The following is a 20,046-nucleotide window of genomic DNA, read 5'->3' on the forward strand; positions in this document are numbered from 1 at the left end:
CCTAACGTCACCTTTGAAATTCACAAGTTCGAATACAATGGAGAGCAGAAGATCCGGTACGACGGCAAGGAATATTTGATTTTGCGAACCTTCAGCAAAAATAATGAAATACTCGAACTGGTCTGCCAAGCATATGATGATGTGCGGACGAACCTTGCCAAGCTGCGGGATATCGTGGAAATCTGGCATAACGAATTGTCGGAAAACAGCATGGGTGAGATGAGTCCGACACCAGTACAGCTTCATCGTTCCGGCTCAGCTCGAGTACAAAGGCGGCGGAAGCAGTGAAATGACCGATCAAGGCAATATGATCGAAACGACGAATACCGTCGAGGTGACAATCCGGTACCATTCGGGCATAACCCCGGATATGTTCCTCGTAATCGATGGCCAACGGTACGACATTCAGTATATCGATGACCCATACAATCGGCATGAGACGCTTGTGATTCATGCGGAAAGGGTGATTCCGTGATGCTGACTCGTGCAGGTCTGGAATCTGGACTTAACGATAAAATCAAAGTGGAATTCCCAGGCATTCCGATTCAAAGCAGTGACGTGGAGGAAGAGGTTTAAACGCCCTTCTTTGTGTCACTGGAGACCAATACAACGAGACGTTCCCGTTCCAAGTGCAGCGGGATATGACCTGCCGAATTCTATACTTCCCAAGGGACCGTCATGTCTTTAAAGAGGAAGCTTATGATGTACAAGACAGGCTGGAGCGCTTGTTCGGGTTGAATTTTCCTGCAGGTGACCGAACGATTACCATCGATAGCGCTTCTACTGATATTATCAACAAGGTTTCTCCATTATGATTTTGACTTCTCTTATTTGGAGGAGCGTGCAGATAATGACGCTGGCGAGCTAATGGAGGAGCTGGGATATCGTGGCTAGTTTTGATATTAAATCAAGTGGGCTCGATACATTTAGCCGAGAACTGGAGGACCTGCAACATCATTTTCCAAGGGAAGCGCGGCAGCTCATGCTTCGGTTAGGTACCAAGGCCAAAGCAATTGTTACCAGCAAAGCGAAGCAGCTTGTCAAGAAAGAATCGGGTAACTATTTGCGTTCTATCAAGCGCGGAAAGGTACGGATGGATGCCGAAGGGACGAAGGTTCGCGTTTATAGCGGAAGCCCCATGCCCATCTAATCGAGAAAGGCCACCGCATGGTCGGGCACGAACCTGGCAAGAAAGAAATCGGGTTTGTCCGCGGATATCATGTTTTCGACAAGGCTGAACAGGAAATTGATGATCAATGGACAGAAATAGTGGAACAAGAGTTTGACCGAATTATGAGTAAATTATAAAAAAAGGGTGATATCGATGGGCTTGCCCGAAATTAATATAAGTTTTTCAAGCTTGGCTGTATCCGCAGTCCAGCGAAGCCAGTGGGGCATTGTCGCCTTGATCCTCAAGGATGACACGGAGGATTCTTTTGACACGAAGGTGTATACCGCAGCAACTGAAATCGATGCAGATGATTGGACTGCCATGAATAAATCCTATATTGAACAGGCTTTTCTTGGTGTTCCTTCTAAAGTCATCGTAGAGCGGATTCCTGCGGAAGCGGCGAATTATAATGCAGCCTTAACGCGGCTATCGTTCAAAAAATGGAATTATCTCGCTGTCCCTGGCATTGTAGATGCGGACGTAAATACGGTTTCCACCCAAATCAAAACGTGGCGGGACAACGATAAGCGGACATTCAAGGCCGTTCTTCCAAACAGCGACAGCGATCATGAAGGCATCATCAATTTTACTACGGCTGGAATTGTGGTGGGGGCCTCAACCTATACGGCATCCGATTATACGGCCCGTATAGCCGGCATTCTCGCAGGACTGCCGCTAACGCGGTCTGCAACCTATTATGTCCTTCCGGAAGTTGATTTCATAACCGAGCATACAACGCCAGATCAAGATATTGACGAAGGCGAGCTCATTGAATCAATCATGGGGAAAAAATTAAGATCGGCCGGGGGGTCAATTCTTTGACGACCACTACCGTGGGCAAAGGCGCCGACTTTAAGAAGATCAAGATCATCGAAGGGCATGACATCGTTGCAGGAAGATATAAAGCGACCTTCAACGATGAATACGTCGGGAAAGTGAATAACAGCTATGACAATCAGGTGCTGCTCATCACTGCAATTAATGCCTATCTGCGCGGGCTGGAGGGAGATGTGCTTGATCCGTCCGCCGACAATGCGGTGACCGTAGATATCGAAGCGCAGCGTCAGGCTTGGGACGGCATCGGGACAGATACCAGCTCATGGGATGACCAGAAGGTAAAAGAAACAAGCTTTCAGTCAAAAGTGTTTTTGGCAGCTAACCTGAAGTTTCTCGATGCCGTCGAAGACCTGACATTCAAAATTTCTGTTTAAGGACGTGGTGAAATAAATGATTCCGGCAAATCGAGTTATTAGCGGCACATATGGCACCGTTTGGGTCAATGGTGAGCTCTGGGCGGAAGTAGATGCGTTTGAGGCCGATTGCGCCATTGATTATGAAGATGTTAATTTTTGCGGTGATGGAGCGACGTATAAGAAGGGTATGGGCTGGAAGGGTGAAGGGAGTATGACAATCAAAAAGGTCTACTCCCGCGTGCAGCGCGCGATGGCTGAAAATGTTCGTAAGGGAATCTATCCGAGGTTCGAGATCGGTGAAGCTGGCCGACCCTGACGCGTTCGGAGCAGAACGGGCTTCCCGTACATGATGTGACGATCAACGAATTTAACCTGCTGAAGTTTGAGAAAAAGACGATGGGAAGTGAAGAGATCCCATTCGCATTTAGCGACTATGAGCTTGTAGATACAATCAACCCATAACCTCCTATTTAGGAGAATCTGAAAGGATTTGATGAAAAGATGGCAAAAAAATTAACAATTACTGATTTGATCGCTCAGAAGGAGAGGCTGAAACAGAAGAAAAAACGGACGCAGACGCTCTATGTTGAATCTCTGGATGCAGAAGTTGTTATTCAAGAGCCGGCTTCATCCATCGCAGATGAAGCCATTGAAATGACGCAAGATCCACAAAAAAGCGATATGGCGGATGTCCATATGGTGTACCATACCATGATCGAGCCAAATCTCAAGGATGCTGAATTGCAAAAGGCATATGGTTGTGTGGCCGACGGATATTGTGCGCATGCTTTTCCGCTCGGGAGAAATTCTCAACTATAGCGGGTTTGCGCTTCAACTTGCTGGATACGGCAGCGGTGTGAAAAAGGTAGATGATGACTTAAAAAACTAATCATGTCCGATAGTGATCTGTACATGGTGCATCATTATGTGCAGCGGGGGCATGCGCTGTCGGACTTGTTAGGTTTGGACGCGGCATCGAAGCGGTTTATGAAAGTTTCGATGCTGCTGCACTATGAGGAGGAGGCAAAGCGTTGGGGGAATAGCTAGGAATCCCTAACGCGCTGCATCGAAAGGCAAGGTGACCTTATGGGATCTAAAGTCATATCCAAAACGATGGTTCTGCGTGACGGCGTCACCCGGCCCTTGAATAAGATGGCAGAAGGACCGTTGAATATAAAAACAAGCTGAAAGAGCTTAAAGAAGCCGGAGAAGAAGCATGGTCTGGCATCAAAAAGGGCGCGCTGGCCGCGACAGCTGCTATGGGAGCAGTTGGTGCTGGAGCGGTTGGCTTGGGGTCAAAACGAATGCGGGTATGGAAACTGCCGAGCCATACATTCGATATCCTTCTCGTTAGGCATCCAAAGCCCAAGTCATGGTATCGGATCTTCAGAAACTGGCAACACAGTCACCCTTTGAATTGCCGGACTACAGGATGCCGCCAAGACGTTAATTGGTATGGGCTTCTCAGGAGATAAGGTCGTCCCATGCTTCACAGTTTAGGCGACGCTGTAGCGGCTGTAGGTGGCGATACGGAGCAAATGAAGGGTATTGCTCTTGCTATCGGACAAATCCAGTCAAAAGGCAAACTGAGCGCTGAAGAGGTCAATCAGCTCGCAGAGCGCAGGGGTTCCTGCTTGGCAATTGCTTGCCAAGGAGATGGGGAAATCCACTGGCGAGCTAATGAATCTTGCCGCGAACGGTGAGCTGCTGTCCGATCAGGTCATTCCTGCACTGATGAAGGGGCTGGATTCGCGTTTTGGTGGCTCTATGGAAGCGATGTCCGATACATTTTCGTATACGGTCGCCAATATGATAGAAACAGCGACGCTCGGGCTTGCGGGTGACTAAACCTTTATTTGAGGCAATGAAGAAGGATTTGCAAGGGGTACAGGGGCTTCTATCCGGAGACGGCGTTGCTGCATGGAGTAATCTTTTCAGCCAAGGGCTGTTGAACGTTTATAACGGAACTAAGGCAGTCGCTTCTGTGCTCTTTTCTATCACTAATTTCGTTGTCAACAACTTGGGTTTTCATTGGGCCTATCGTTTATGGAGTGGCCGCCGCCTTTGCAGCCTACGGGATTGCGCTTCTTGTCGTGAGAGGCTACTCGTTAGCGACGACAGCTGCAACCTGGCTAATGGCGAGGTCACAATTCGGGATTGGCTGCAGCTGTACGGCTGAATCCGATCGGAGTTCTTGCGACTGTCCTTGGCTTACTTGTGATCGCCGGAACCTATGTTATTCAGAACTGGGAGCAGCATTTTTACGGCATGCAATTATGGAATACGGTCGTCGGTGCGGCAGAATGGGCAGTAAATAAGTATCTCGTATTCGCCAATTTCATGCTCAGGTTTTATAAATTCGCTTGGGACAGTATAGAGTTCTCCGGAAAATCGATCTGGAACGGCATTATTAGTGCCGGCGAAGCGGGTGTTAACGGTTTTATCGGATTAATCGATACGATGGTGGATCGGGCTACGAGCGGGCTCAATACGCTCATCCGCGGTGCGAACCAGGTTTCCAATAAGCTCGGTTATGGGAATGTGGCCGACGAGTTATCCTTTGGCGGGTTCGGTAAGGTCGATTTTGGCGGAGCAAAAGCAAATATGGAAAAGCCAAATGGGAAAGTGATCTAAACCTTATTCCAAAGGTGGATTTCGACGGAGCCAAGTTTTCCGAAGACAGCATCATGGCGCAAACCAAGAAGGCGCAAGCAGATCGGGATAAAAAAGAAGTCGGATGACGACAAAGAGATGACCGATTCAATGGCCGGCCTGACGGAGGCTCTGAATGCCAATACCGCGGCGACAACCCAGAATACAGCGAAGCTGAAGGATAACAGCACGCCGCTTGAAATTGCGGATTCGCTTCTGGGCCGCATTGAAAGACATCTGTATGCCACATAAAGGAGAAAGATCATGGTTGCAGGTATTTCTTTCGATCAATAACAACGAAGAAGTCATTCAACTTCCTGTGCCGCCGGCAGATTCCAATTCCCTAGTCCGTGGAAAAACGAGCAGATGAGCGGCCTTCAAGGGCAGCCGAATCTGATCGGCCTCGAGGACTCCGCTCCATTGAGATCAGTCCTTTTTTCCGGCCATCGGTCATGATTATCCGTTTTTACAATCTCGTGAACTGTGGGGGATGGCCTATGTGGAAACCATCGAACGATGGAGAGATCGGCGCCTCCGGTTCGTTTGGTTATTTCGAACACAAACGGCCAATCGCTTAATATGGCTGTCACCATTGATGATTTTGATCATGGAATAAAAAAGACGGCGATATTTACTATACCCTGAAGATGACCGAATTTACATTCATCACAATGTAGGGGGGAGCACGTTTAAGTTGCTGCTTGTGAAAAATGATCAATAGAAACGTATGATATTACGCCGCTTGCCGGGACGATCACCTGGGACAGTAATTTATCGCTCATGTCGGTTTTGGAGTATGAATTGTTCTGGAATGATACGGCGTTATTCCCGATTAACCCTTGCGAGTTGGGCAATGTTGACGTGCTTAAAGATGACGAGGAAGTGTACCGCGGCATTATTGTCACGGAGAGCCGGCCCGGATGGGAAGCAAATAAGTATACCGTGTATGATTATGCCTGGTATCTCGGCAAATCAAAGAGCGTTTACCAATTCAATAACCTTTCGGCTTCCAAGGCGATCGAGCGCATATTGAAGGATTTTGGCATGCTGATCGGCAGTGTTCCTGAAATGAACACGCCTATAGATGAAATTTATCTTGAGAAATCGCCAGCTGAGATCATCGACGAAATTCTTAAGAAACACGAGCGCCGCAGCGGGAAACGATACAGCGAGCTGTAATGCGGAAAGGCAAGATTTATTTTGAAGAGATGGCCGATATGGTCATTACCGGTACTTTTCAATTAGCGGGTAATATTGCCCCGGTCAATATCATGGCAAGCCCGCTTGCGGCCTGGAGACGGACCATTGAAAGCTTGCGGAACCAGGTGAAAATCTTGGTTGAACATGACAAGGATGATAAGGCTGCGGCAAAATACGAAGTCGTGGCAACGGCACAGGACGAGGAATCTGTCACTAAATATGGACTGCTGGAGGATGTCTATAAAATCGATGCGGAGGATGCTGCCGAAGACCAGAGGTAGCAAGAATCCTTCTGCAGCGTCTTAACCGCATTCACGAAACAAACAGCATTAAGCTGCTTGGGGATGTAGTTAAAGCAGGAAGGTTGCTTGAGCATGAGACGAGCCAATTACGGGCATGTCCGGCCGATTTATGATTGTAACCGCGAAACATACGGTATCCAATCAGATTCACATGATGGATCTGGAGCTGGCACTGCCGGAGGAGGTCAATTGATGGATAGTATCGACCTATTAGCCAGGAAAATTGCTGATTTGTATATGCAAAATCGGAATCCCCGAGTACATCTCTACGAATGGGCAGAGTCGTCGAAACCAATCCGCTTGCAGTGCAGTGGGGCGACAGTATCATCCTGAAGGCAGACAAGCTCATCATGCCAAGGATCTTTACCGATGGGCTTCAGATCCCTAACCGATGGCAGGACGCTAACGGGAATATGGTGGACGATACCGTTCTGTGGAAGATTCCCCTATCTGTAGGGGATCAATTAATTGTTGCACCGGATGAGTATCTGCAGATGTGGTATGTCATTGATTTAGTATAGGTGGTGGTTCATGCCGGCGGGTTTCCCCGCAAATCGCGCAGCTGGATTTTCCCGACAACGACCTGCAGTCATCAACTGCATCGACAACTGTTCACCGGACGTTGGATTGGGATTTTAATACTGGCGATTTTAAAATGATGGACGGAAAGCTGATGGCAGTAACCGAATTAAGCTATTTAAAAATCTGGGTTCAAAAAAATACTTCTTTTTACCGTCAAAGACAGCGGTATATATTGCCGGAACCGAATTCGGCAGCGAGCATGATACGATTATCGGCAAGAATTTCAATCCCGCCTATAGCCAAGCTGAATTTGAACGAATGATCACGGGAAGCGTTACTCCAGAATGATGCCATCACACGGGTGGATGGCTTTGGTTTTACGATGGACGGTGCGCGGTTCTTGTACATTAGTTTTGAAGTCAGTAGTATTTACGGGAAAACGGCGAGAGCAGGTGGTGGTGTAGGTGGCAAGCAAAGACGAGATTCTTTCAAATATGCTCAGCGATGTTCCGGATGACTATGATAAGCGGGCAGGTAGCTTCATCTATGACGCCCTTGTACCGGCTGCGGAGCAGTTTGAGCAAACAGATGTGTCCATACAAACAGTGAAGGACAAATTAAGCATTAATAATCTTGCTGGGGATGAATTGGCGCAGCGAATCAACGAACGAACGGGCATAACCCGTAAGACAGCGACAAAAGCAACGGGTAGCGTTGTGCTAACCGGTACAGGAACCATTCATATAGGCGACTTGTTTGAAACAGCAGGCGGCACACAATTTCAGGCAACCGAAACGAAACCCATTGTATTAAGTGGATCGGTTTCAATCGAAGCAGTGATTGCTGGCAGTAGCGGCAATGTCGCCGCAAATACGATCACGTTATTTCCCGTTACACTGACCGGGTTCACTGCCGTCAACAACCCAGGACAAACGATGGATGGTTTTGAAGAGGAGTCAGACACTGATTTGCTGCAACGCTACTTTGATCGAATCCAAACGCCGGCCACCAGCGGCAACAAAGCGCATTATCGGAATTGGGCCAAGGAGGTGTCGGGCGTTGGCGATGCCAGGATTATATCTCTTTGGGATGGTGATAACACGGTCAAAGTTGTGGTCATTGATGCAAATCGTCTGCCGGCATCGACTCAGCTTGTGAGTAACGTGCAGGAATATATCGATCCTGGGGTATCCGGTCTGGGTGAGGGCGCGGCCCCTATTGGAGCATTTGTGACCGTCGCCAGTGCAGCTGCCGTAGAGATTAACATCTCAGTGTCTATTGTACTTTCGACGGGGTATACCCAGCAGCAAGCGGAAGGTCATATTGAAGATAGTCTGGTGCAATATTTTCGCGATGTTGCTTTTGTGGAATCGATTGTCAGCTACGGAAAAACCGGAGCTGCAATATTGGCCAGCGATGGCGTCGAGGATTATTCGGATCTGCTGATTAACGGTAGCAACTCTAATATTGCTATTGGCACAGAAAATGTGCCTGTGCTTGGGACGGTGTCTGTCAATGTCACGTAGCGAGGAGATGCGAAAACGGCTGCAACCATTCATGCGCGGTTCTCTCGTATACAAATCGATTTTTGATGCAGAGGCCGCTCAGTTTAATAGTCGGGACGGTGTATTATCTGATCTGCAGGCGCAGTTATCCGTTGATACAGCCACCTGGGCATTGGACATATATGAATCTGAGCTCGGAATAGTGAAAGATGCCAGCAAGCCGTACAGTGAGCGTAGATCGGTCGTAAAAAGCAAGATGCGTGGAACAGGTAAGATCGATGCGGCTTTAATAAAAATTGTGGCAGATAGCTTTACGAATGGTGATGTTGAGGTTACTTTCGACGGGCATATACGGATTCAATTTGTCAGTGTAATCGGGTCGCCACCTAATGTGAACGATTTGTATGCAGCGATTGAAAATATTAAGCCGGCGCATTTACCCGTGAATTATTCATTACGTTACCTGACCATTTCCGAAGTTGAAAGTATGACAATAGCACAAATTGAAAGCACAACGCTCGATAGATTCGCAGGAGGTGGCGTATGACCCCACAGACACCAAACATTGGATTAAATAAGATTGATCCGGCCGTCCCCTACCACGACGTATTTTAATCTGGAGACAAACCTAGACGATAACTGGGACAAAATTGATTTACTGGTTCCGGTTAAATCAACGGCTGACAAGACTTATTACGTAAGCCCAGCCGGAAGCGACTCGAACAACGGTACGAGTGCGGCAACACCATTTAAGACGGTTGGTAAAGCAGTAAGCATGATTCCGCAGGTGTGTAATCATCTGTATACAATCAATGTAGCAGCAGGCACCTATGCCGAGGATGTATTAATTACAGGTATCGTGGGTAGTGGTACGATACGAATCGCGGGTGTTCCTGCAAACCCGGACACCCTCGTTATTAATTCCATTGCTATAAAAAACACAATGATAATTGCAAGCGTTGCAGGGTTCATGGCATCTAGTACAACACAGGCTGGATTCTTGGCGGTTCGATCCAAGCATGTTATTTTCGACAGTTGTCGTATTACAGCTAGTGCAAGCATAGCAGGCGTTGTATTCGATGGTACTTCAGGCCGCTGTATCAACAGTACCATTTCAAATCGATCTATAGGTATCGAAGTCGCTTATGCTTGTAAAGTCTATTGTGCCGCAAATAAAGGATCAGGAAATACAATTGGAATGCAAGCGCATGAGGGTGGGCAAATCGACTACACAGGCACCTATCCGGGGGGTACATCAGCCTTCTCAACATGGGCCAGCGGATCGATATCCCCTCTTATAGTGAGTGCTACAGAAGGGAATATCACGTTGTATGTCGCCACGACAGGGAATGACTCGAATGATGGATTGACAAGTGGGACAGCCTTGAGAACCATTCAGGCAGCCATTAACCGGATACCTCAGATTGTCAATCATCAAGTTACAATTAATGTGTCCGCCGGAACCTACAGTGAAGGTATAGGTATAAACGGGTTCATGGGTAAAGGATCGATTCTTCTCGTAGGTGGAACAGCCGTATCCGATAATTATGCTGTGAATAGTGTAGATGTATTTAACTGCGTACTGGATGTAACCATACGAGGCCTAAAAGCAATATCCACTACCCATGATGGATTTTCGGCCTATGGTAGTTCAGCCGTCACATTCGACGCCTGTAGGTGTACCAATGCGACAACATCGTTTAGTGCGGTTATATACAATAAGTCTAAAGGAACGGTTTCAGGATGCGAATTATCAAATAGACAAAACGGGATTTTCATTCAACGACATTCGATTGTATTTAGTACAACAAATACGGGGTCGGGGAACACGAACGGGCTTCAATCTTCGGAAGCATCGACACTCGGAAAATTTAGTTCACAACCCGCAGGAACAACGGCAGAAGCCACAGGTGGGGGAGGAGTTATCCGATGATAGCTATTCTATACAAGGATGGGTTACTTGCTAACTTTATTGATAAGGTCACAGCGATTGACGGCGATATCATCGAGGCCGAGGGGGGAGGGGCCAAGGGGGTACAGCATGATATAATCGTGCTGGATCGAAGCAATCATCCGGTATGACCGGATCGAGTCGGGACGGGTGGCGTATACAGATTGGGTTCCCGACGATCAGGGCATTCCCCAGCCCGAAGAAAAGGTAAACATTTACTACACGGATATTCCCGTACTGGTCACGGATCACGGCGAATATAAGCCAGGTGACGATTTCGACGCTTCATTGTTTACTGATGAACGGGATCGGATACCCAAAACGCAGGCTCAGATTGACCGCGCGCGGCTCGCTGACCTGGAATTAATGATGGCTGATCTTATTATGGGAGGTTTGTAAAATGGCAAATATGACATCTCTGCAGGTGCGCATTGTCGGTAATGCCTGCATCACACGATTTAACGCAGGTGAGGCCCCGACGCTTACTCTGATCATCGCAAGTAATTATGATGCCCTGAACGATCCGGGGCGGGAAGAGGATCGGAAGGCGGTTGTCGCTTATGTGGCTGCTCAAAAACCGGAGATTCCACTTTAAAATCAACGAATCCAGTAAAGCATATATTACTTTGTGAAATCAATCTTTCCATCCTCTTCTACAATAAACCGAACCGTTATAAAAAAAGAAATTGTCGAATCTAAATAAGTCCTCGGATAGCTGAATAGTGTGGCGAGTTTTCTTATTGGAGTAATTAGTTACCAGGAATAAGTGCTAAAACAACTCCGAAAATGGTGTAAAAGGTATCCAAATAGGGTAGCTCCTTAAGAAGAAATGGTGAGGTCAAAAATGAGTGGAACTGATTTGATACAGTTAATCGTTTTTATTTTAACAACGTTTTCAGCCATTGTATATATTATCCGGTTTAAAGAACAACAAAGTAACTATGTCTATTTACTCTGCTCTGCATCTATGTTTTTGTCATCTATCTGTTGGTGGAAGGCTTTTCTCATTTAGTACTCGTTTCTAATTTTCAATACGGATCATCCCTTTGAAGCTAAATGGGATGGTTGCTTTTCATTTTCCAATTCATTCTACGAAAGGCGGCGACTTAGGTATATGCTGAAAATCTCCAAAAACAGCGGTTTGACCGATATTGTCTCTGACGCAAATCCCATTACCACGCAACATCCAACAACCGGATCTGCGCAAGAAGTTAAGGTATGGCTTTTTAACGATGATGCCACTAGGACATACCAGGGCATCAACATCGATCCGACGGACGCAACCGGAGGAGACGAGAGTACATGGTTCCAGTTGGCTCCTGACGTTTCCGGTTCTGCTGGGACTTACGGTGCGGCCAGCGCTGCCCTGAGTATGGCAAACATCACTTCGGCTAATGTTGGGGTTCCATTTTGGATTAAGGTTACCGTACCTTCGGGCCAATCGGTTCAAAATAAATCGGATATCAAGCTGATAGTGAGCTACACGGAATATGCCGCATAGCCATTCGAGGAGGTAGGTAACTTGGCGTACTATCTCCAAATGCCTGGGAACGGCAGTTACATCAAGCTGCCGTCCATGACCCTGAGCCGGATTGTCGCAGAAGTAGCGGTAAGACGTAAAACAGATGTCGTAAGGGTTTTGTGGGACTTTAGGACAGGCATCAGCTTTGCCTATCTTATACAACAGATAAACGGCACCGACGCAATAGGCGCGGGAGCTATCAAGGTAAGTGGCACTTCTGTTAGCAATGGCACTACATTCATTCCTGAGAATACTAAAACGACTATTGAACATACGTTTTCTTCCACCGCTATGGATGACGGCAATATATTTTCGAACAGCAGCGGAGCCGCAAACAGCACAATAGACGGCGATATTTATGACATCAAACTGTATAACGGCACTACGCTAGTTGCCCATTATGACATGTCCACCGGCACCGTACAGGACCAGACTGGCAATGGTAATCATGCGACTCTAATCGGCGGTAGTTGGGTACAGGACGGTCCGGTAGGGGATGCCGGAACAGTCAATTATGCGACCAAACAAGTCATCACTCAATCCGGCAGTGTCGCCGTCTCTACGAAGCAGATCGTCAGCCAAATTGGGGCAGATAGCTATGCCACAGGCCAGACGATCTACCAGCCCCAGACCACCAACGCGCCCACAAAACAGGCTATCTATGCTATTGGCTCCGTATCCTATTCCACTCTGCAGGTCATCACGCAAGATGGGATTCCTGGGGTTATTTCGTATGCCACGAGACAATCAATCTATTCGTCCGGGGCGGCTGCTTATCCAACAAAGCAGGTTATAGTCAGGCAAGGAACTGACCAGCATCCAACCAGGCAATCCATTTACTCGCCCGGCGTGATTCAACTCCCGGCAAGACAGAGCATATACCGCATCGGGGTGGACCCGTCCGACACCCGGCAGATTATTTATAAGTCCGGTGCAGATATGATCCCTGTGAAGCTGGCAATCTTTCAGACAGGCTCACTCGATTTGCCAACATTGCAGATCGTTTTCGATGAGCAAAATTTGATTGTTTCCCGGGTTGCGCTGCAGGCAGATCGGGTACTGCGGGTTAGCCTGCTTGCATCCCGCGAATTAAGGATCGAGCTGGGAGGTGATTTGCAAACTGTGAAGAAGAATCAGAATTTCGAAATGGAACGCGGCGAGTCCAAGTATCTGGATTTCTCCGTGGCAGGCATTGATGATTTTACGAGTGCTTCCGTCATGTGGGCGATGAGAAAAGGCAATGCCAGCGAGCCCGCCCTGCTCAAGGATACAGTTGGCGGCATCGAAATCACTGGGTCCGAGAGATTTACTGTCTCGCTTACCACGGCAGATACCGAGAATTTTCCACCGGGCATCTACTACCACGAAGCTTATGTTATCGATGCACAGCAGCACAAGTCCCCGGTTGCTTCCGGCATCATTACTCTAACACTAGGATTAATTTAGCACTAGCCCCGAGCCGATCGGGGTATTTTTATGCCCTTAGTGGGGCGAGAGGAGTAATAGATGCAGGACATGACAGCATTCACAACAACAATCTCTATTTTAGCTGCCATTAGCGGTATAATCATCGGCTGGTTCCGGGAGGACACGTTCTATTCGACAGGAAATTCGAAAAGAGGCTGGGGACGGCGCGGTATTGCATGCTGATGTGGAGTACATCAAAAGAGGCGTAGATGACATTCGCCTTGAGCAGCGCGCCCAAGGAAAGCGAATTGACGAATTGGCTGAACGAGTGACCCGAGTAGAAGAATCTGCTAAGCAAGCACATAAACGAATGGATCGGCTTGATATAGCGCCGAGACATGACAGGGAGGAATAAATCATGCAAGATGAAATGATTCTGCAGTTAGCCACGATTGTTGCGGCCTATGTGGGCGTGATTAAAACGCTCGGAGTTAACCCCAAATACAGCCCGCTGATTGCTATTGCGATCGCGGCTGTTTTTGTATTGGTACCGAATGATATCCAGAATAAAGTTACAACAATCTCTGTGATCGGTCTTACAGCCAGCGGCGCCTATAGCTATGTCAAAAATAAAAACGGAGGCGGGATGAATGTCTAAAGGATTTGATTGCTCAACGCCGCTCACTACGGACAAGGCCCGGGAGTTTGCAGCTGATGGATTTACCTTTGTCTGCCGATATCTCGCTCCTCCGGGGTCCAGGAAGCGCCTGACGGCAGCCGAGGCGCAGGCAATCACGGACGCGGGCATGTGGATCGTGTCGGTGTTTGAGCGCGGCGCGGCCAACGCTCTTGCCGGCGCAGCGCAGGGGGCAGAGGATGGTAAACTCGCCCTGCAGTATGCGCGGGAGGTCGGTCAGCCGGAGGGCAGCGTGATTTACGCCGCGGTGGACACGGACGTCAACGCTTCGCATTACGACGCCGTCGAAGCATACCTGCGAGCGTTTGACGCAGAGATCAGCGGATATGAGCTTGGCGTGTACGGTGAGTATGAGATCTGCAAGGCGATGCACGACCGCGGCGTAGTAAGTAAGGTGTGGCAGACCTATGCCTGGAGCCGGGGAACCAAGCTGAACGATCCTAACATTTATCAATATGAGAATGACATTGTCGTGAATGGGATAGGCATAGACCGGGATGAATCCAATGGAGATGCGGGAGGGTGGCGAATAGGGATGGCCATAACACAGCAAACGACGCTTGATGCCGGGGTCGCTCAGACGATTATTAATACATGGATCGGTCCGGCATGGGACGATGCAGATAGGGCACAGCAAGTTGTAGAAGTTGATGGCGATGCAGCAGCAGCGGCAAAATTAGAAGAGCAAAAGCAATACTATAACTGGTTAGCCAACAAACTCCGCAAGGCTGCCGGCCTGGATGAAGAGTAAAAAATAAGCCCTCTTTCCTTTCGGATTGAGGGCTTACTTTTATTAGCATCAAAGCTTAGAAGCATTGTTTTAATAGTGCCTTATATACCTTCTCGTCAATTTCAAGCAGGCTCTTTTTCCCATCCTTAAACTGGATTGCTACAACGTGGGTACCCTTTGTTTTTGCCGATAGACCAGCAAGTAGCCCCACAGGGCCAAGTAAAAAACCCCCAACAAGACCTCTTCCGACTGCGCTAACTGCGCTTTTTCGATGCTCTTCGTTCATAACTTCATAAGAATCTACCGTCGTTTTGTCTACAATGATTTTTTTAAGAAAACCTGTAGTTATTGTTACTATTCCGAGGGCTTGTGTAACCATCTTCCCCTCGTAGTCCCCCGCGATTACCTTGTTTTTTGCTCCCATAGAATACCGGTCTCCTCTTCAGCCTTATAATACCAACATTCTACCACGACTAATGGACTATTTCCATAAATTTCTTGCTTGAAATAGGAACCTATGTTCGCATATAATAAGAACATAGGTTCTTGTTTGGAGGCGAACAGATGGAAAAGTACATTGGTAAAACCATTGAAATCATCTACCTGGGCGGCGATGGCCAGATCACGCAACGTCTGATTAAGGTCAACTCCGTAGGGAACGGCACCGTCAAAGCCCGATGTTTCCAGCGAAACGCGCCGCGCTTATTCCGGATTGAGAATATTTTGGCCGTACAGCCGGTTGGGAGAGCATCATGAAGCCGAATAAGTTGACGCCAGGTTCAAATATGTTTTGGGAATCAAGTCGTATGATTCTGCCTCAGCACAAGGAAGCAAGTATACATCAAGCGAAGCAATCAGTAAAAAGGTTTAAGCCGGAATTCTCGGAGGAAGAGATGGGAGAAATGTTCGGTCGATTGCAGGTGGCTAAAGCGAACACAATCGAAGTAACAATCACGGTTTATGGGGAACTTGATGATCAAGTAATAACAGGAAATGTGACCGGTCTTGATCCGCGGCTGCGTCTTATAAAAATTGAGGTTGAAGATCCGAAACATGATTGGCATCTCGTAGAGTTTTCTGATGTAATCGGTGTAGAGTTAGGGGATGATTACTATCCTTTCTGACATTGAGCGAAAGATGCTGAGGATACTTTATAATTTCACAATTAGATGGGATGGACCCCCGACTATACAGGATTTAGAGGTAAAGACTGGCCGAGACAGAGATGGTGTATATAAGGTATTGACCGTTTTAAACGATGAGGAGTACATCGAGTGGGATCGTTCTCAACCCGACAAGATAGTTATAATTGAGGGATGGGAAAGACAGCCGCTTTATAAATTCGATCCAAAACCAGCTGCATCTACAAAAAACTCCCCATTCATGAATTAGACTCATGAGCTTGCCTCAAGAGTCTTTTTAATTTGGCCAAAAATCCTCGGGCGTAACATTTCGCCCCATTCTCCTAAGAGCCCCAACGATTGCGATTTGAGTAGAGGCTCCGGCCCTCACTCCTTTACTACCATCACAAAGATCAGCGATCGTGTTTCGACTTCGACCTGAAGCCTTCGCTAAATCACCTTGGCTTATCCCTTTAGAATCAATATATTTACCAAGCAATGTCCTCTTTTTTCCTAGTCCATACATAGAAATAAAACCCCTTTCTATTACCAATTTGGACAATCTATGAAAAAAATATTCAAAAAACCGTGCATTTTGGACAATCGATACTCCGTAGACTTGAGGTATACAACGGTTTACAGGAGGTGCACAGAATGAAAACACCGATATCTTTCCGGCTTCGGAAAGACTTAGATGCGGATCTTATCAAAGCCGTCGAGAAGCTCGACAAGCGAGCATTGAAGGCACTCTGCCGGGACGGACTAAGATTAATGCTCGGGATACGTACAACGCGCACGATTGAGTTTCAGGAGCGCCCATTGAGTCTCCCGCAGTTCCCAGTTCGTCCGGATGATCCGGCGATGTCGATCGACCCCGGGCAAGGAGCTGCCCCAGTAAACAAGCCGACTATCTACGTACCTGGACGGCAGAACAAGCCCCGATAAGCTTCCGGGTGTTATTCCGATCCTATCTTCCGGGAGGAATGCCGACGCGGCAATGTCCGCGGAATATTCCGAACGGCGTCAGAACAGGGAAAACAGCGGGTTCGGAATATTCCGCAACGGGGGAACTATCCTATCGGATACTCAATGGAAAGGGGTGGCGCTGTTGTGTTGGTTGAAATCGTAAGTAGTGCTGTTATGGCCGGCGTATTGGGGTGGACGATTTTAGATAAGCAAGGAGCAAACGAGGGGAGCAAAATACAGCGGATCGCGGCTAACTGCGGGTTGACTATCAAGGATGGCAGCAAGACGATGACTATTCATTTGCTTCGGAAACGGCGGCATCCGTGGGGCACGGAATACGTTTACAAGCTGCCATTGGGTTTGTCCTTCGAAGATGCGCAAAAGAAGCAGCGGCATCTTGAAGACGGTTTGAATCATAAGCGCGGGCTGCTCGATGTAACGTTTGATGATTTCAAGAGGCTGCAGCTGCGGGCCGATCTGCTGGAACAAATAAAGAAAATATTCTCGGGGACAAAGCAACGGAAGGAAATCACGCTCGATTATGACGGTACGCTTCGAATAAATGTTTACCGGGAGCCACTTCCGGAAATGGTGCCATTCAATAACAGCACGCTGCAATCCTGTTCATCCGGCTGGACGGTAAGCCTGGGAGAGTCACGTACCGAGTCAGTCCGGCATGACTTCGAGCGGATCCCACATATGGTTGTAGCCGGCACTACGCGGTACGGCAAGTCCGTATTTTTGAAAAACACAGTAACTACCTTAATCCACAACCATACCGAGCATGTCGTGCTGACCCTGATCGATTTAAAAGGTGGTCTCGCGTTCAACCGCTTCTCCAACACCCGACAGGTCCGGACGGTCGCCAAGGACTCGTTCGAAGCGTTGGAGGCACTACAGGCAATTCAAGAGGAGATGAAGCGTCGGCAGGCGGAGTATCTCGACAAAGGATTTGAAGACATACGGGAAGCGGGGCAGAAGCAGCGACACTTTATCATTATCGACGAAGCAGCAGAACTCGCCAGCCAGGGAGAGCCAGATAAGGACGTCAAAAAGGTAAAGGTCGAATGTGAAAAGATTATATCGGAAATCGCTCGGATCGGCGGCGGGTTAGGGTACCGGTTAATCTTTGCTACGCAATATCCTACTGCAGACACGCTACCTCGCCAGGTTAAGCAAAACTGTGACGCTCGGCTCTGCTTCCGGCTGCAGACCGGTACGGCCAGCCAAGTCGTGCTTGACGAGTCCGGAGCAGAGAGCCTGCCGTTTATAAAGGGCCGGGCCATTTACCGGACGGATCGTAAGGTGATTGTACAGACCCCGTTTATCGAAAACGATTTTATCGACCGGACAATACGGCCACACATTACTATAAAACCCCGGAAGGAGAGGCCGAAGAATGAATCGGGTTCAACAGCTGAAACTCTGCAGGGAAGAAGCAATACTCTTGTCATTGAAGAGACTTGATTATTTGAGCCGGAGCCAGATCCAGCGGCTCCATGATCTTGGCGGGGAGCGTAATGCCCGGCGCGTACTGAGCAATATGGGCAGCTTAGTCTCCAGCTTTCGGGGGGAGACGGGCGAAAGTATTTTTTATCTCAGCAAAGCCGGCCGGGAACAGATTGGCTGCGAGTTAGTCCGCCAGAAGATGGCCCAGGTTAATCACTATTTAATGAGAGCGGACGTTTACATCCATTTGCGCCCCGAGGAGTGGAAGAACGAAGTCAAGGTAAGCGTTGGCGATATTGTGCGATTGACCCCCGATGCCTACTTTAGTTATCAGCTGCGCCGGCACTTCCTTGAGGTTGACCACCTGCAGCACATGCAGAAGAATCGGGACAAAATTGAGCGATACAAGCGGCTGCGGGATACTGGGTCGTTCCAGGAAAGACTACGGTACTTCCCCAAGCTCGTATGGGTGACGAGAACAGAGAGCCGTAAAAGGCAACTCGCGGAGCTGTGCAACGGGCTGGACACATTGATTTACACCTGGGCAGACATACGATAGGAGGGGATCAGGATGCAGATAACGATCAAATCAAGGTGCTGGGATGGGGCAAGACAAAAGGAGCTGCAGCTTGCAGGAGGATCGGTGATCGGTGAGGAGGTAGCATCCGGCTCAGACCGGGAGAAATTGCGGAGATGGGAGCGGGGCCTCAAGTCAATGTTGGGGTACACTGTACCTGTCGTGTTTGCTTCAAGCTTCATACCATATGGTAACGTGTCTGCCCATGGATTAGAGGAGCCTGCGCCGGCTCCCGTAATGATAGCGGCTGCCGTCCCTGCCGCGGTGAAGGAACGGATACTGCATGCTTTTGATCCGCTGATTGATCTGGCCATATCCCTTTCATATCCGATAGCCGGGGTGATGATCGCCGGAGGCTGCCTTTTTATCATGATAGGCAATCGGGAGCGGGGCATGCAGATGCTGCAAAATTCAGCGATCGGGTATATTCTCGTGCAGCTCTCGCCGATGTTTCTCAACCTTCTTGTTGGTGTCGGGCAGACTGTATCGTAGCAAAATTTTATTATAAGAAAGTCTTTGGTCGATTTGAAAAATAATCACTAAAAAATCACAAAAATTCCGTTTTGAAATGAAACAAGACGGAAAACAAATTACTGTTTCTTCTATTATAAAGGCGTTTATATTGGTTGACGAATGTCTGCGAAAGCAAGCGAGAGTAATTAATAAATGGGCGGCATGATGTAAACAAGGCCTCAAAGCCTTGTGGGGCAACGGTTTCTCTTCGGAGAAACCTGGTTAGCCCACATTTTGCCCACATCGTGTAAAATGAAGACACTTTAGAGTGATGAGAAATCCTCTAAGGTGTCTTTTGTTTTTTTAAGAAAGGGAGGGGTCTTGCTTTGGAGATTAAGCATCTTGAGCAATTTTTTGAATACATAACTGCTCATAATATTGAGGTGTATAATGAGTTTAGCTTTCAGCACGAATTAGGAATTTTCTTACGGATGACTTTACGCAATATAAAGTACAATTTGAACGGAATGTTTCCTACTTTGGAATTGGCAATACAGTAAAAAAGGAAATCGATATAAGTATCGTAGGTGGCGAGAATAGACATGCTGTCGAATTAAAATATCCAACG

General features: G+C 47.9%; 33 protein-coding genes and 2 pseudogenes. 34 read left to right on the forward strand and 1 reads right to left on the reverse strand.

All coding sequences use genetic code 11. The annotated features are described in order from the left end of the window. From ACHHV8_RS00005 to ACHHV8_RS00140, 28 genes and pseudogenes are all read left to right on the forward strand, one after another. A pseudogene (locus ACHHV8_RS00005) lies at positions 1-288 on the forward strand (hypothetical protein); the annotation flags it as partial. Position 289: 1 nt separating this feature from the next. Then, a complete protein-coding gene (locus tag ACHHV8_RS00010; RefSeq protein ID WP_395155626.1) occupies positions 290-475 on the forward strand; it encodes a phage head closure protein in 186 nt (61 codons plus the stop codon). A gap of 166 nt (positions 476-641) precedes the next feature. Further along, a complete protein-coding gene (locus ACHHV8_RS00015; RefSeq protein ID WP_395155628.1) occupies positions 642-815 on the forward strand; it encodes a phage tail terminator family protein in 174 nt (57 codons plus the stop codon). Positions 816-886: 71 nt separating this feature from the next. Beyond that, the gene (locus tag ACHHV8_RS00020) at positions 887-1,150 is read left to right on the forward strand and encodes a hypothetical protein (RefSeq protein WP_395155630.1); all 264 of its coding nucleotides are present in this window, start codon (positions 887-889) and stop codon (positions 1,148-1,150) included. 17 nt (positions 1,151-1,167) lie between these two features. Continuing rightward, complete coding sequence (locus tag ACHHV8_RS00025) at positions 1,168-1,308, forward strand: hypothetical protein (protein WP_395155632.1); 141 nt, start codon at positions 1,168-1,170, stop codon at positions 1,306-1,308. Positions 1,309-1,447: 139 nt separating this feature from the next. Beyond that, the gene (locus ACHHV8_RS00030) at positions 1,448-1,993 is read left to right on the forward strand and encodes a phage tail sheath subtilisin-like domain-containing protein (protein ID WP_395155634.1); all 546 of its coding nucleotides are present in this window, start codon (positions 1,448-1,450) and stop codon (positions 1,991-1,993) included. Further along, positions 1,990-2,382, forward strand: coding sequence for a phage tail sheath C-terminal domain-containing protein (locus ACHHV8_RS00035; protein ID WP_395155636.1), 393 nt, complete (start codon positions 1,990-1,992; stop codon positions 2,380-2,382). Before ACHHV8_RS00030 ends, ACHHV8_RS00035 begins: the two co-directional genes overlap by 4 nt. A 16-nt stretch (positions 2,383-2,398) precedes the next feature. Continuing rightward, positions 2,399-2,680: a phage tail tube protein gene (locus tag ACHHV8_RS00040; RefSeq protein ID WP_395155638.1), complete on the forward strand. Its 282-nt coding sequence runs from the start codon at positions 2,399-2,401 to the stop codon at positions 2,678-2,680. A 35-nt stretch (positions 2,681-2,715) separates the two neighbouring features. Further along, on the forward strand, positions 2,716-2,826 hold the full coding sequence (locus ACHHV8_RS00045; RefSeq protein WP_395155640.1) for a phage tail tube protein: 111 nt from the start codon (positions 2,716-2,718) through the stop codon (positions 2,824-2,826). Between the two features lie 39 nt (positions 2,827-2,865). Then, positions 2,866-3,183 carry a hypothetical protein gene (locus tag ACHHV8_RS00050; RefSeq protein WP_395155642.1) on the forward strand — a complete coding sequence of 106 codons (318 nt, stop codon included), beginning with the start codon at positions 2,866-2,868 and terminating at the stop codon, positions 3,181-3,183. A 72-nt stretch (positions 3,184-3,255) separates the two neighbouring features. Further along, positions 3,256-3,411 (forward strand): hypothetical protein, encoded by a 156-nt coding sequence (locus ACHHV8_RS00055; RefSeq protein WP_395155644.1) that lies wholly within the window; start codon positions 3,256-3,258, stop codon positions 3,409-3,411. A gap of 437 nt (positions 3,412-3,848) precedes the next feature. Continuing rightward, positions 3,849-4,067, forward strand: coding sequence for a tape measure protein (locus tag ACHHV8_RS00060; protein WP_395155646.1), 219 nt, complete (start codon positions 3,849-3,851; stop codon positions 4,065-4,067). Further along, positions 3,970-4,212 (forward strand): tape measure protein, encoded by a 243-nt coding sequence (locus ACHHV8_RS00065; protein ID WP_395163383.1) that lies wholly within the window; start codon positions 3,970-3,972, stop codon positions 4,210-4,212. Before ACHHV8_RS00060 ends, ACHHV8_RS00065 begins: the two co-directional genes overlap by 98 nt. A 309-nt stretch (positions 4,213-4,521) precedes the next feature. Continuing rightward, positions 4,522-4,998 (forward strand): hypothetical protein, encoded by a 477-nt coding sequence (locus tag ACHHV8_RS00070; protein ID WP_395155648.1) that lies wholly within the window; start codon positions 4,522-4,524, stop codon positions 4,996-4,998. A gap of 117 nt (positions 4,999-5,115) precedes the next feature. Next, positions 5,116-5,268: a hypothetical protein gene (locus tag ACHHV8_RS00075; RefSeq protein WP_395155650.1), complete on the forward strand. Its 153-nt coding sequence runs from the start codon at positions 5,116-5,118 to the stop codon at positions 5,266-5,268. Between the two features lie 549 nt (positions 5,269-5,817). Then, a complete protein-coding gene (locus ACHHV8_RS00080) occupies positions 5,818-6,195 on the forward strand; it encodes an XkdQ/YqbQ family protein (RefSeq protein ID WP_395155652.1) in 378 nt (125 codons plus the stop codon). Next, positions 6,195-6,497 carry an XkdQ/YqbQ family protein gene (locus ACHHV8_RS00085; RefSeq protein WP_395155654.1) on the forward strand — a complete coding sequence of 101 codons (303 nt, stop codon included), beginning with the start codon at positions 6,195-6,197 and terminating at the stop codon, positions 6,495-6,497. Before ACHHV8_RS00080 ends, ACHHV8_RS00085 begins: the two co-directional genes overlap by 1 nt. Positions 6,498-6,769: 272 nt before the next feature. After that, positions 6,770-7,039, forward strand: a pseudogene (locus tag ACHHV8_RS00090) (DUF2577 family protein); the annotation flags it as partial. Between the two features lie 465 nt (positions 7,040-7,504). Beyond that, complete coding sequence (locus ACHHV8_RS00095) at positions 7,505-8,566, forward strand: baseplate J/gp47 family protein (RefSeq protein ID WP_395155656.1); 1,062 nt, start codon at positions 7,505-7,507, stop codon at positions 8,564-8,566. Beyond that, positions 8,556-9,092, forward strand: a complete 537-nt coding sequence (locus ACHHV8_RS00100) for a putative phage tail protein (protein ID WP_395155658.1) — start codon at positions 8,556-8,558, stop codon at positions 9,090-9,092. The genes ACHHV8_RS00095 and ACHHV8_RS00100 overlap by 11 nt, the downstream gene beginning before the upstream one ends. Before the next feature lie 33 nt (positions 9,093-9,125). Beyond that, on the forward strand, positions 9,126-10,478 hold the full coding sequence (locus ACHHV8_RS00105; RefSeq protein WP_395155660.1) for a hypothetical protein: 1,353 nt from the start codon (positions 9,126-9,128) through the stop codon (positions 10,476-10,478). Next, on the forward strand, positions 10,475-10,627 hold the full coding sequence (locus tag ACHHV8_RS00110; RefSeq protein WP_395155662.1) for a hypothetical protein: 153 nt from the start codon (positions 10,475-10,477) through the stop codon (positions 10,625-10,627). The genes ACHHV8_RS00105 and ACHHV8_RS00110 overlap by 4 nt, the downstream gene beginning before the upstream one ends. Before the next feature lie 19 nt (positions 10,628-10,646). After that, the gene (locus tag ACHHV8_RS00115; protein WP_395155664.1) at positions 10,647-10,895 is read left to right on the forward strand and encodes a hypothetical protein; all 249 of its coding nucleotides are present in this window, start codon (positions 10,647-10,649) and stop codon (positions 10,893-10,895) included. Between the two features lies 1 nt (position 10,896). Further along, complete coding sequence (locus tag ACHHV8_RS00120; RefSeq protein WP_395155666.1) at positions 10,897-11,091, forward strand: hypothetical protein; 195 nt, start codon at positions 10,897-10,899, stop codon at positions 11,089-11,091. A gap of 519 nt (positions 11,092-11,610) precedes the next feature. After that, positions 11,611-11,997: a hypothetical protein gene (locus ACHHV8_RS00125; RefSeq protein ID WP_395155667.1), complete on the forward strand. Its 387-nt coding sequence runs from the start codon at positions 11,611-11,613 to the stop codon at positions 11,995-11,997. Between the two features lie 21 nt (positions 11,998-12,018). Beyond that, the gene (locus tag ACHHV8_RS00130; protein ID WP_395155668.1) at positions 12,019-13,464 is read left to right on the forward strand and encodes a hypothetical protein; all 1,446 of its coding nucleotides are present in this window, start codon (positions 12,019-12,021) and stop codon (positions 13,462-13,464) included. A gap of 379 nt (positions 13,465-13,843) precedes the next feature. Continuing rightward, positions 13,844-14,083 carry a hypothetical protein gene (locus ACHHV8_RS00135; protein WP_395155670.1) on the forward strand — a complete coding sequence of 80 codons (240 nt, stop codon included), beginning with the start codon at positions 13,844-13,846 and terminating at the stop codon, positions 14,081-14,083. After that, positions 14,076-14,873: a DUF1906 domain-containing protein gene (locus ACHHV8_RS00140; RefSeq protein ID WP_395155672.1), complete on the forward strand. Its 798-nt coding sequence runs from the start codon at positions 14,076-14,078 to the stop codon at positions 14,871-14,873. Before ACHHV8_RS00135 ends, ACHHV8_RS00140 begins: the two co-directional genes overlap by 8 nt. A 55-nt stretch (positions 14,874-14,928) precedes the next feature. On the opposite strand, the gene ACHHV8_RS00145 is transcribed toward ACHHV8_RS00140, so the two are convergent. Next, positions 14,929-15,276 (reverse strand): hypothetical protein, encoded by a 348-nt coding sequence (locus ACHHV8_RS00145; RefSeq protein ID WP_395155674.1) that lies wholly within the window; start codon positions 15,274-15,276, stop codon positions 14,929-14,931. A gap of 140 nt (positions 15,277-15,416) precedes the next feature. On the opposite strand from ACHHV8_RS00145, the gene ACHHV8_RS00150 reads away from it, so the two are divergent. The 6 genes from ACHHV8_RS00150 to ACHHV8_RS00175 all read left to right on the forward strand — a co-directional run bounded on the left by ACHHV8_RS00150 (position 15,417) and on the right by ACHHV8_RS00175 (position 19,457). Then, the gene (locus ACHHV8_RS00150) at positions 15,417-15,608 is read left to right on the forward strand and encodes a hypothetical protein (RefSeq protein WP_395155676.1); all 192 of its coding nucleotides are present in this window, start codon (positions 15,417-15,419) and stop codon (positions 15,606-15,608) included. Further along, positions 15,605-15,976, forward strand: a complete 372-nt coding sequence (locus ACHHV8_RS00155) for a YolD-like family protein (RefSeq protein WP_395155678.1) — start codon at positions 15,605-15,607, stop codon at positions 15,974-15,976. The genes ACHHV8_RS00150 and ACHHV8_RS00155 overlap by 4 nt, the downstream gene beginning before the upstream one ends. Before the next feature lie 651 nt (positions 15,977-16,627). Further along, complete coding sequence (locus ACHHV8_RS00160) at positions 16,628-16,918, forward strand: hypothetical protein (RefSeq protein ID WP_395155680.1); 291 nt, start codon at positions 16,628-16,630, stop codon at positions 16,916-16,918. Positions 16,919-17,083: 165 nt separating this feature from the next. Further along, on the forward strand, positions 17,084-18,406 hold the full coding sequence (locus ACHHV8_RS00165) for an FtsK/SpoIIIE domain-containing protein (RefSeq protein WP_395155682.1): 1,323 nt from the start codon (positions 17,084-17,086) through the stop codon (positions 18,404-18,406). Beyond that, entirely contained in the window at positions 18,387-18,947 is a 561-nt protein-coding gene (locus tag ACHHV8_RS00170; RefSeq protein WP_395155684.1) for a replication-relaxation family protein, read from the forward strand. The genes ACHHV8_RS00165 and ACHHV8_RS00170 overlap by 20 nt, the downstream gene beginning before the upstream one ends. A 12-nt stretch (positions 18,948-18,959) precedes the next feature. Then, on the forward strand, positions 18,960-19,457 hold the full coding sequence (locus ACHHV8_RS00175) for a hypothetical protein (protein ID WP_395155686.1): 498 nt from the start codon (positions 18,960-18,962) through the stop codon (positions 19,455-19,457). Positions 19,458-20,046 lie beyond the last annotated feature (589 nt).

Source organism: Paenibacillus sp. TAB_01 (assembly GCF_043945595.1).
In the GTDB taxonomy this organism is placed as follows: Bacteria; Bacillota; Bacilli; order Paenibacillales; family NBRC-103111; genus Paenibacillus_S.

Bases quoted from the DNA above. Each gene is read 5' to 3' on its own strand.
- ACHHV8_RS00145 (WP_395155674.1), bottom strand. From the start codon at position 15,276: ATGGGAGCAAAAAACAAGGTAATCGCGGGGGACTACGAGGGGAAGATG.
- ACHHV8_RS00010 (WP_395155626.1), top strand. From the start codon at position 290: ATGACCGATCAAGGCAATATGATCGAAACGACGAATACCGTCGAGGTG.
- ACHHV8_RS00140 (WP_395155672.1), top strand. From the start codon at position 14,076: ATGTCTAAAGGATTTGATTGCTCAACGCCGCTCACTACGGACAAGGCC.
- ACHHV8_RS00040 (WP_395155638.1), top strand. From the start codon at position 2,399: ATGATTCCGGCAAATCGAGTTATTAGCGGCACATATGGCACCGTTTGG.
- ACHHV8_RS00160 (WP_395155680.1), top strand. From the start codon at position 16,628: ATGAAAACACCGATATCTTTCCGGCTTCGGAAAGACTTAGATGCGGAT.
- ACHHV8_RS00075 (WP_395155650.1), top strand. From the start codon at position 5,116: ATGACCGATTCAATGGCCGGCCTGACGGAGGCTCTGAATGCCAATACC.
- ACHHV8_RS00175 (WP_395155686.1), top strand. From the start codon at position 18,960: ATGCAGATAACGATCAAATCAAGGTGCTGGGATGGGGCAAGACAAAAG.
- ACHHV8_RS00125 (WP_395155667.1), top strand. From the start codon at position 11,611: ATGCTGAAAATCTCCAAAAACAGCGGTTTGACCGATATTGTCTCTGAC.
- ACHHV8_RS00050 (WP_395155642.1), top strand. From the start codon at position 2,866: ATGGCAAAAAAATTAACAATTACTGATTTGATCGCTCAGAAGGAGAGG.
- ACHHV8_RS00060 (WP_395155646.1), top strand. From the start codon at position 3,849: ATGCTTCACAGTTTAGGCGACGCTGTAGCGGCTGTAGGTGGCGATACG.
- ACHHV8_RS00110 (WP_395155662.1), top strand. From the start codon at position 10,475: ATGATAGCTATTCTATACAAGGATGGGTTACTTGCTAACTTTATTGAT.
- ACHHV8_RS00085 (WP_395155654.1), top strand. From the start codon at position 6,195: ATGCGGAAAGGCAAGATTTATTTTGAAGAGATGGCCGATATGGTCATT.
- ACHHV8_RS00055 (WP_395155644.1), top strand. From the start codon at position 3,256: ATGTCCGATAGTGATCTGTACATGGTGCATCATTATGTGCAGCGGGGG.
- ACHHV8_RS00100 (WP_395155658.1), top strand. From the start codon at position 8,556: ATGTCACGTAGCGAGGAGATGCGAAAACGGCTGCAACCATTCATGCGC.
- ACHHV8_RS00015 (WP_395155628.1), top strand. From the start codon at position 642: ATGACCTGCCGAATTCTATACTTCCCAAGGGACCGTCATGTCTTTAAA.
- ACHHV8_RS00155 (WP_395155678.1), top strand. From the start codon at position 15,605: ATGAAGCCGAATAAGTTGACGCCAGGTTCAAATATGTTTTGGGAATCA.
- ACHHV8_RS00150 (WP_395155676.1), top strand. From the start codon at position 15,417: ATGGAAAAGTACATTGGTAAAACCATTGAAATCATCTACCTGGGCGGC.
- ACHHV8_RS00120 (WP_395155666.1), top strand. From the start codon at position 10,897: ATGGCAAATATGACATCTCTGCAGGTGCGCATTGTCGGTAATGCCTGC.
- ACHHV8_RS00135 (WP_395155670.1), top strand. From the start codon at position 13,844: ATGCAAGATGAAATGATTCTGCAGTTAGCCACGATTGTTGCGGCCTAT.
- ACHHV8_RS00025 (WP_395155632.1), top strand. From the start codon at position 1,168: ATGGTCGGGCACGAACCTGGCAAGAAAGAAATCGGGTTTGTCCGCGGA.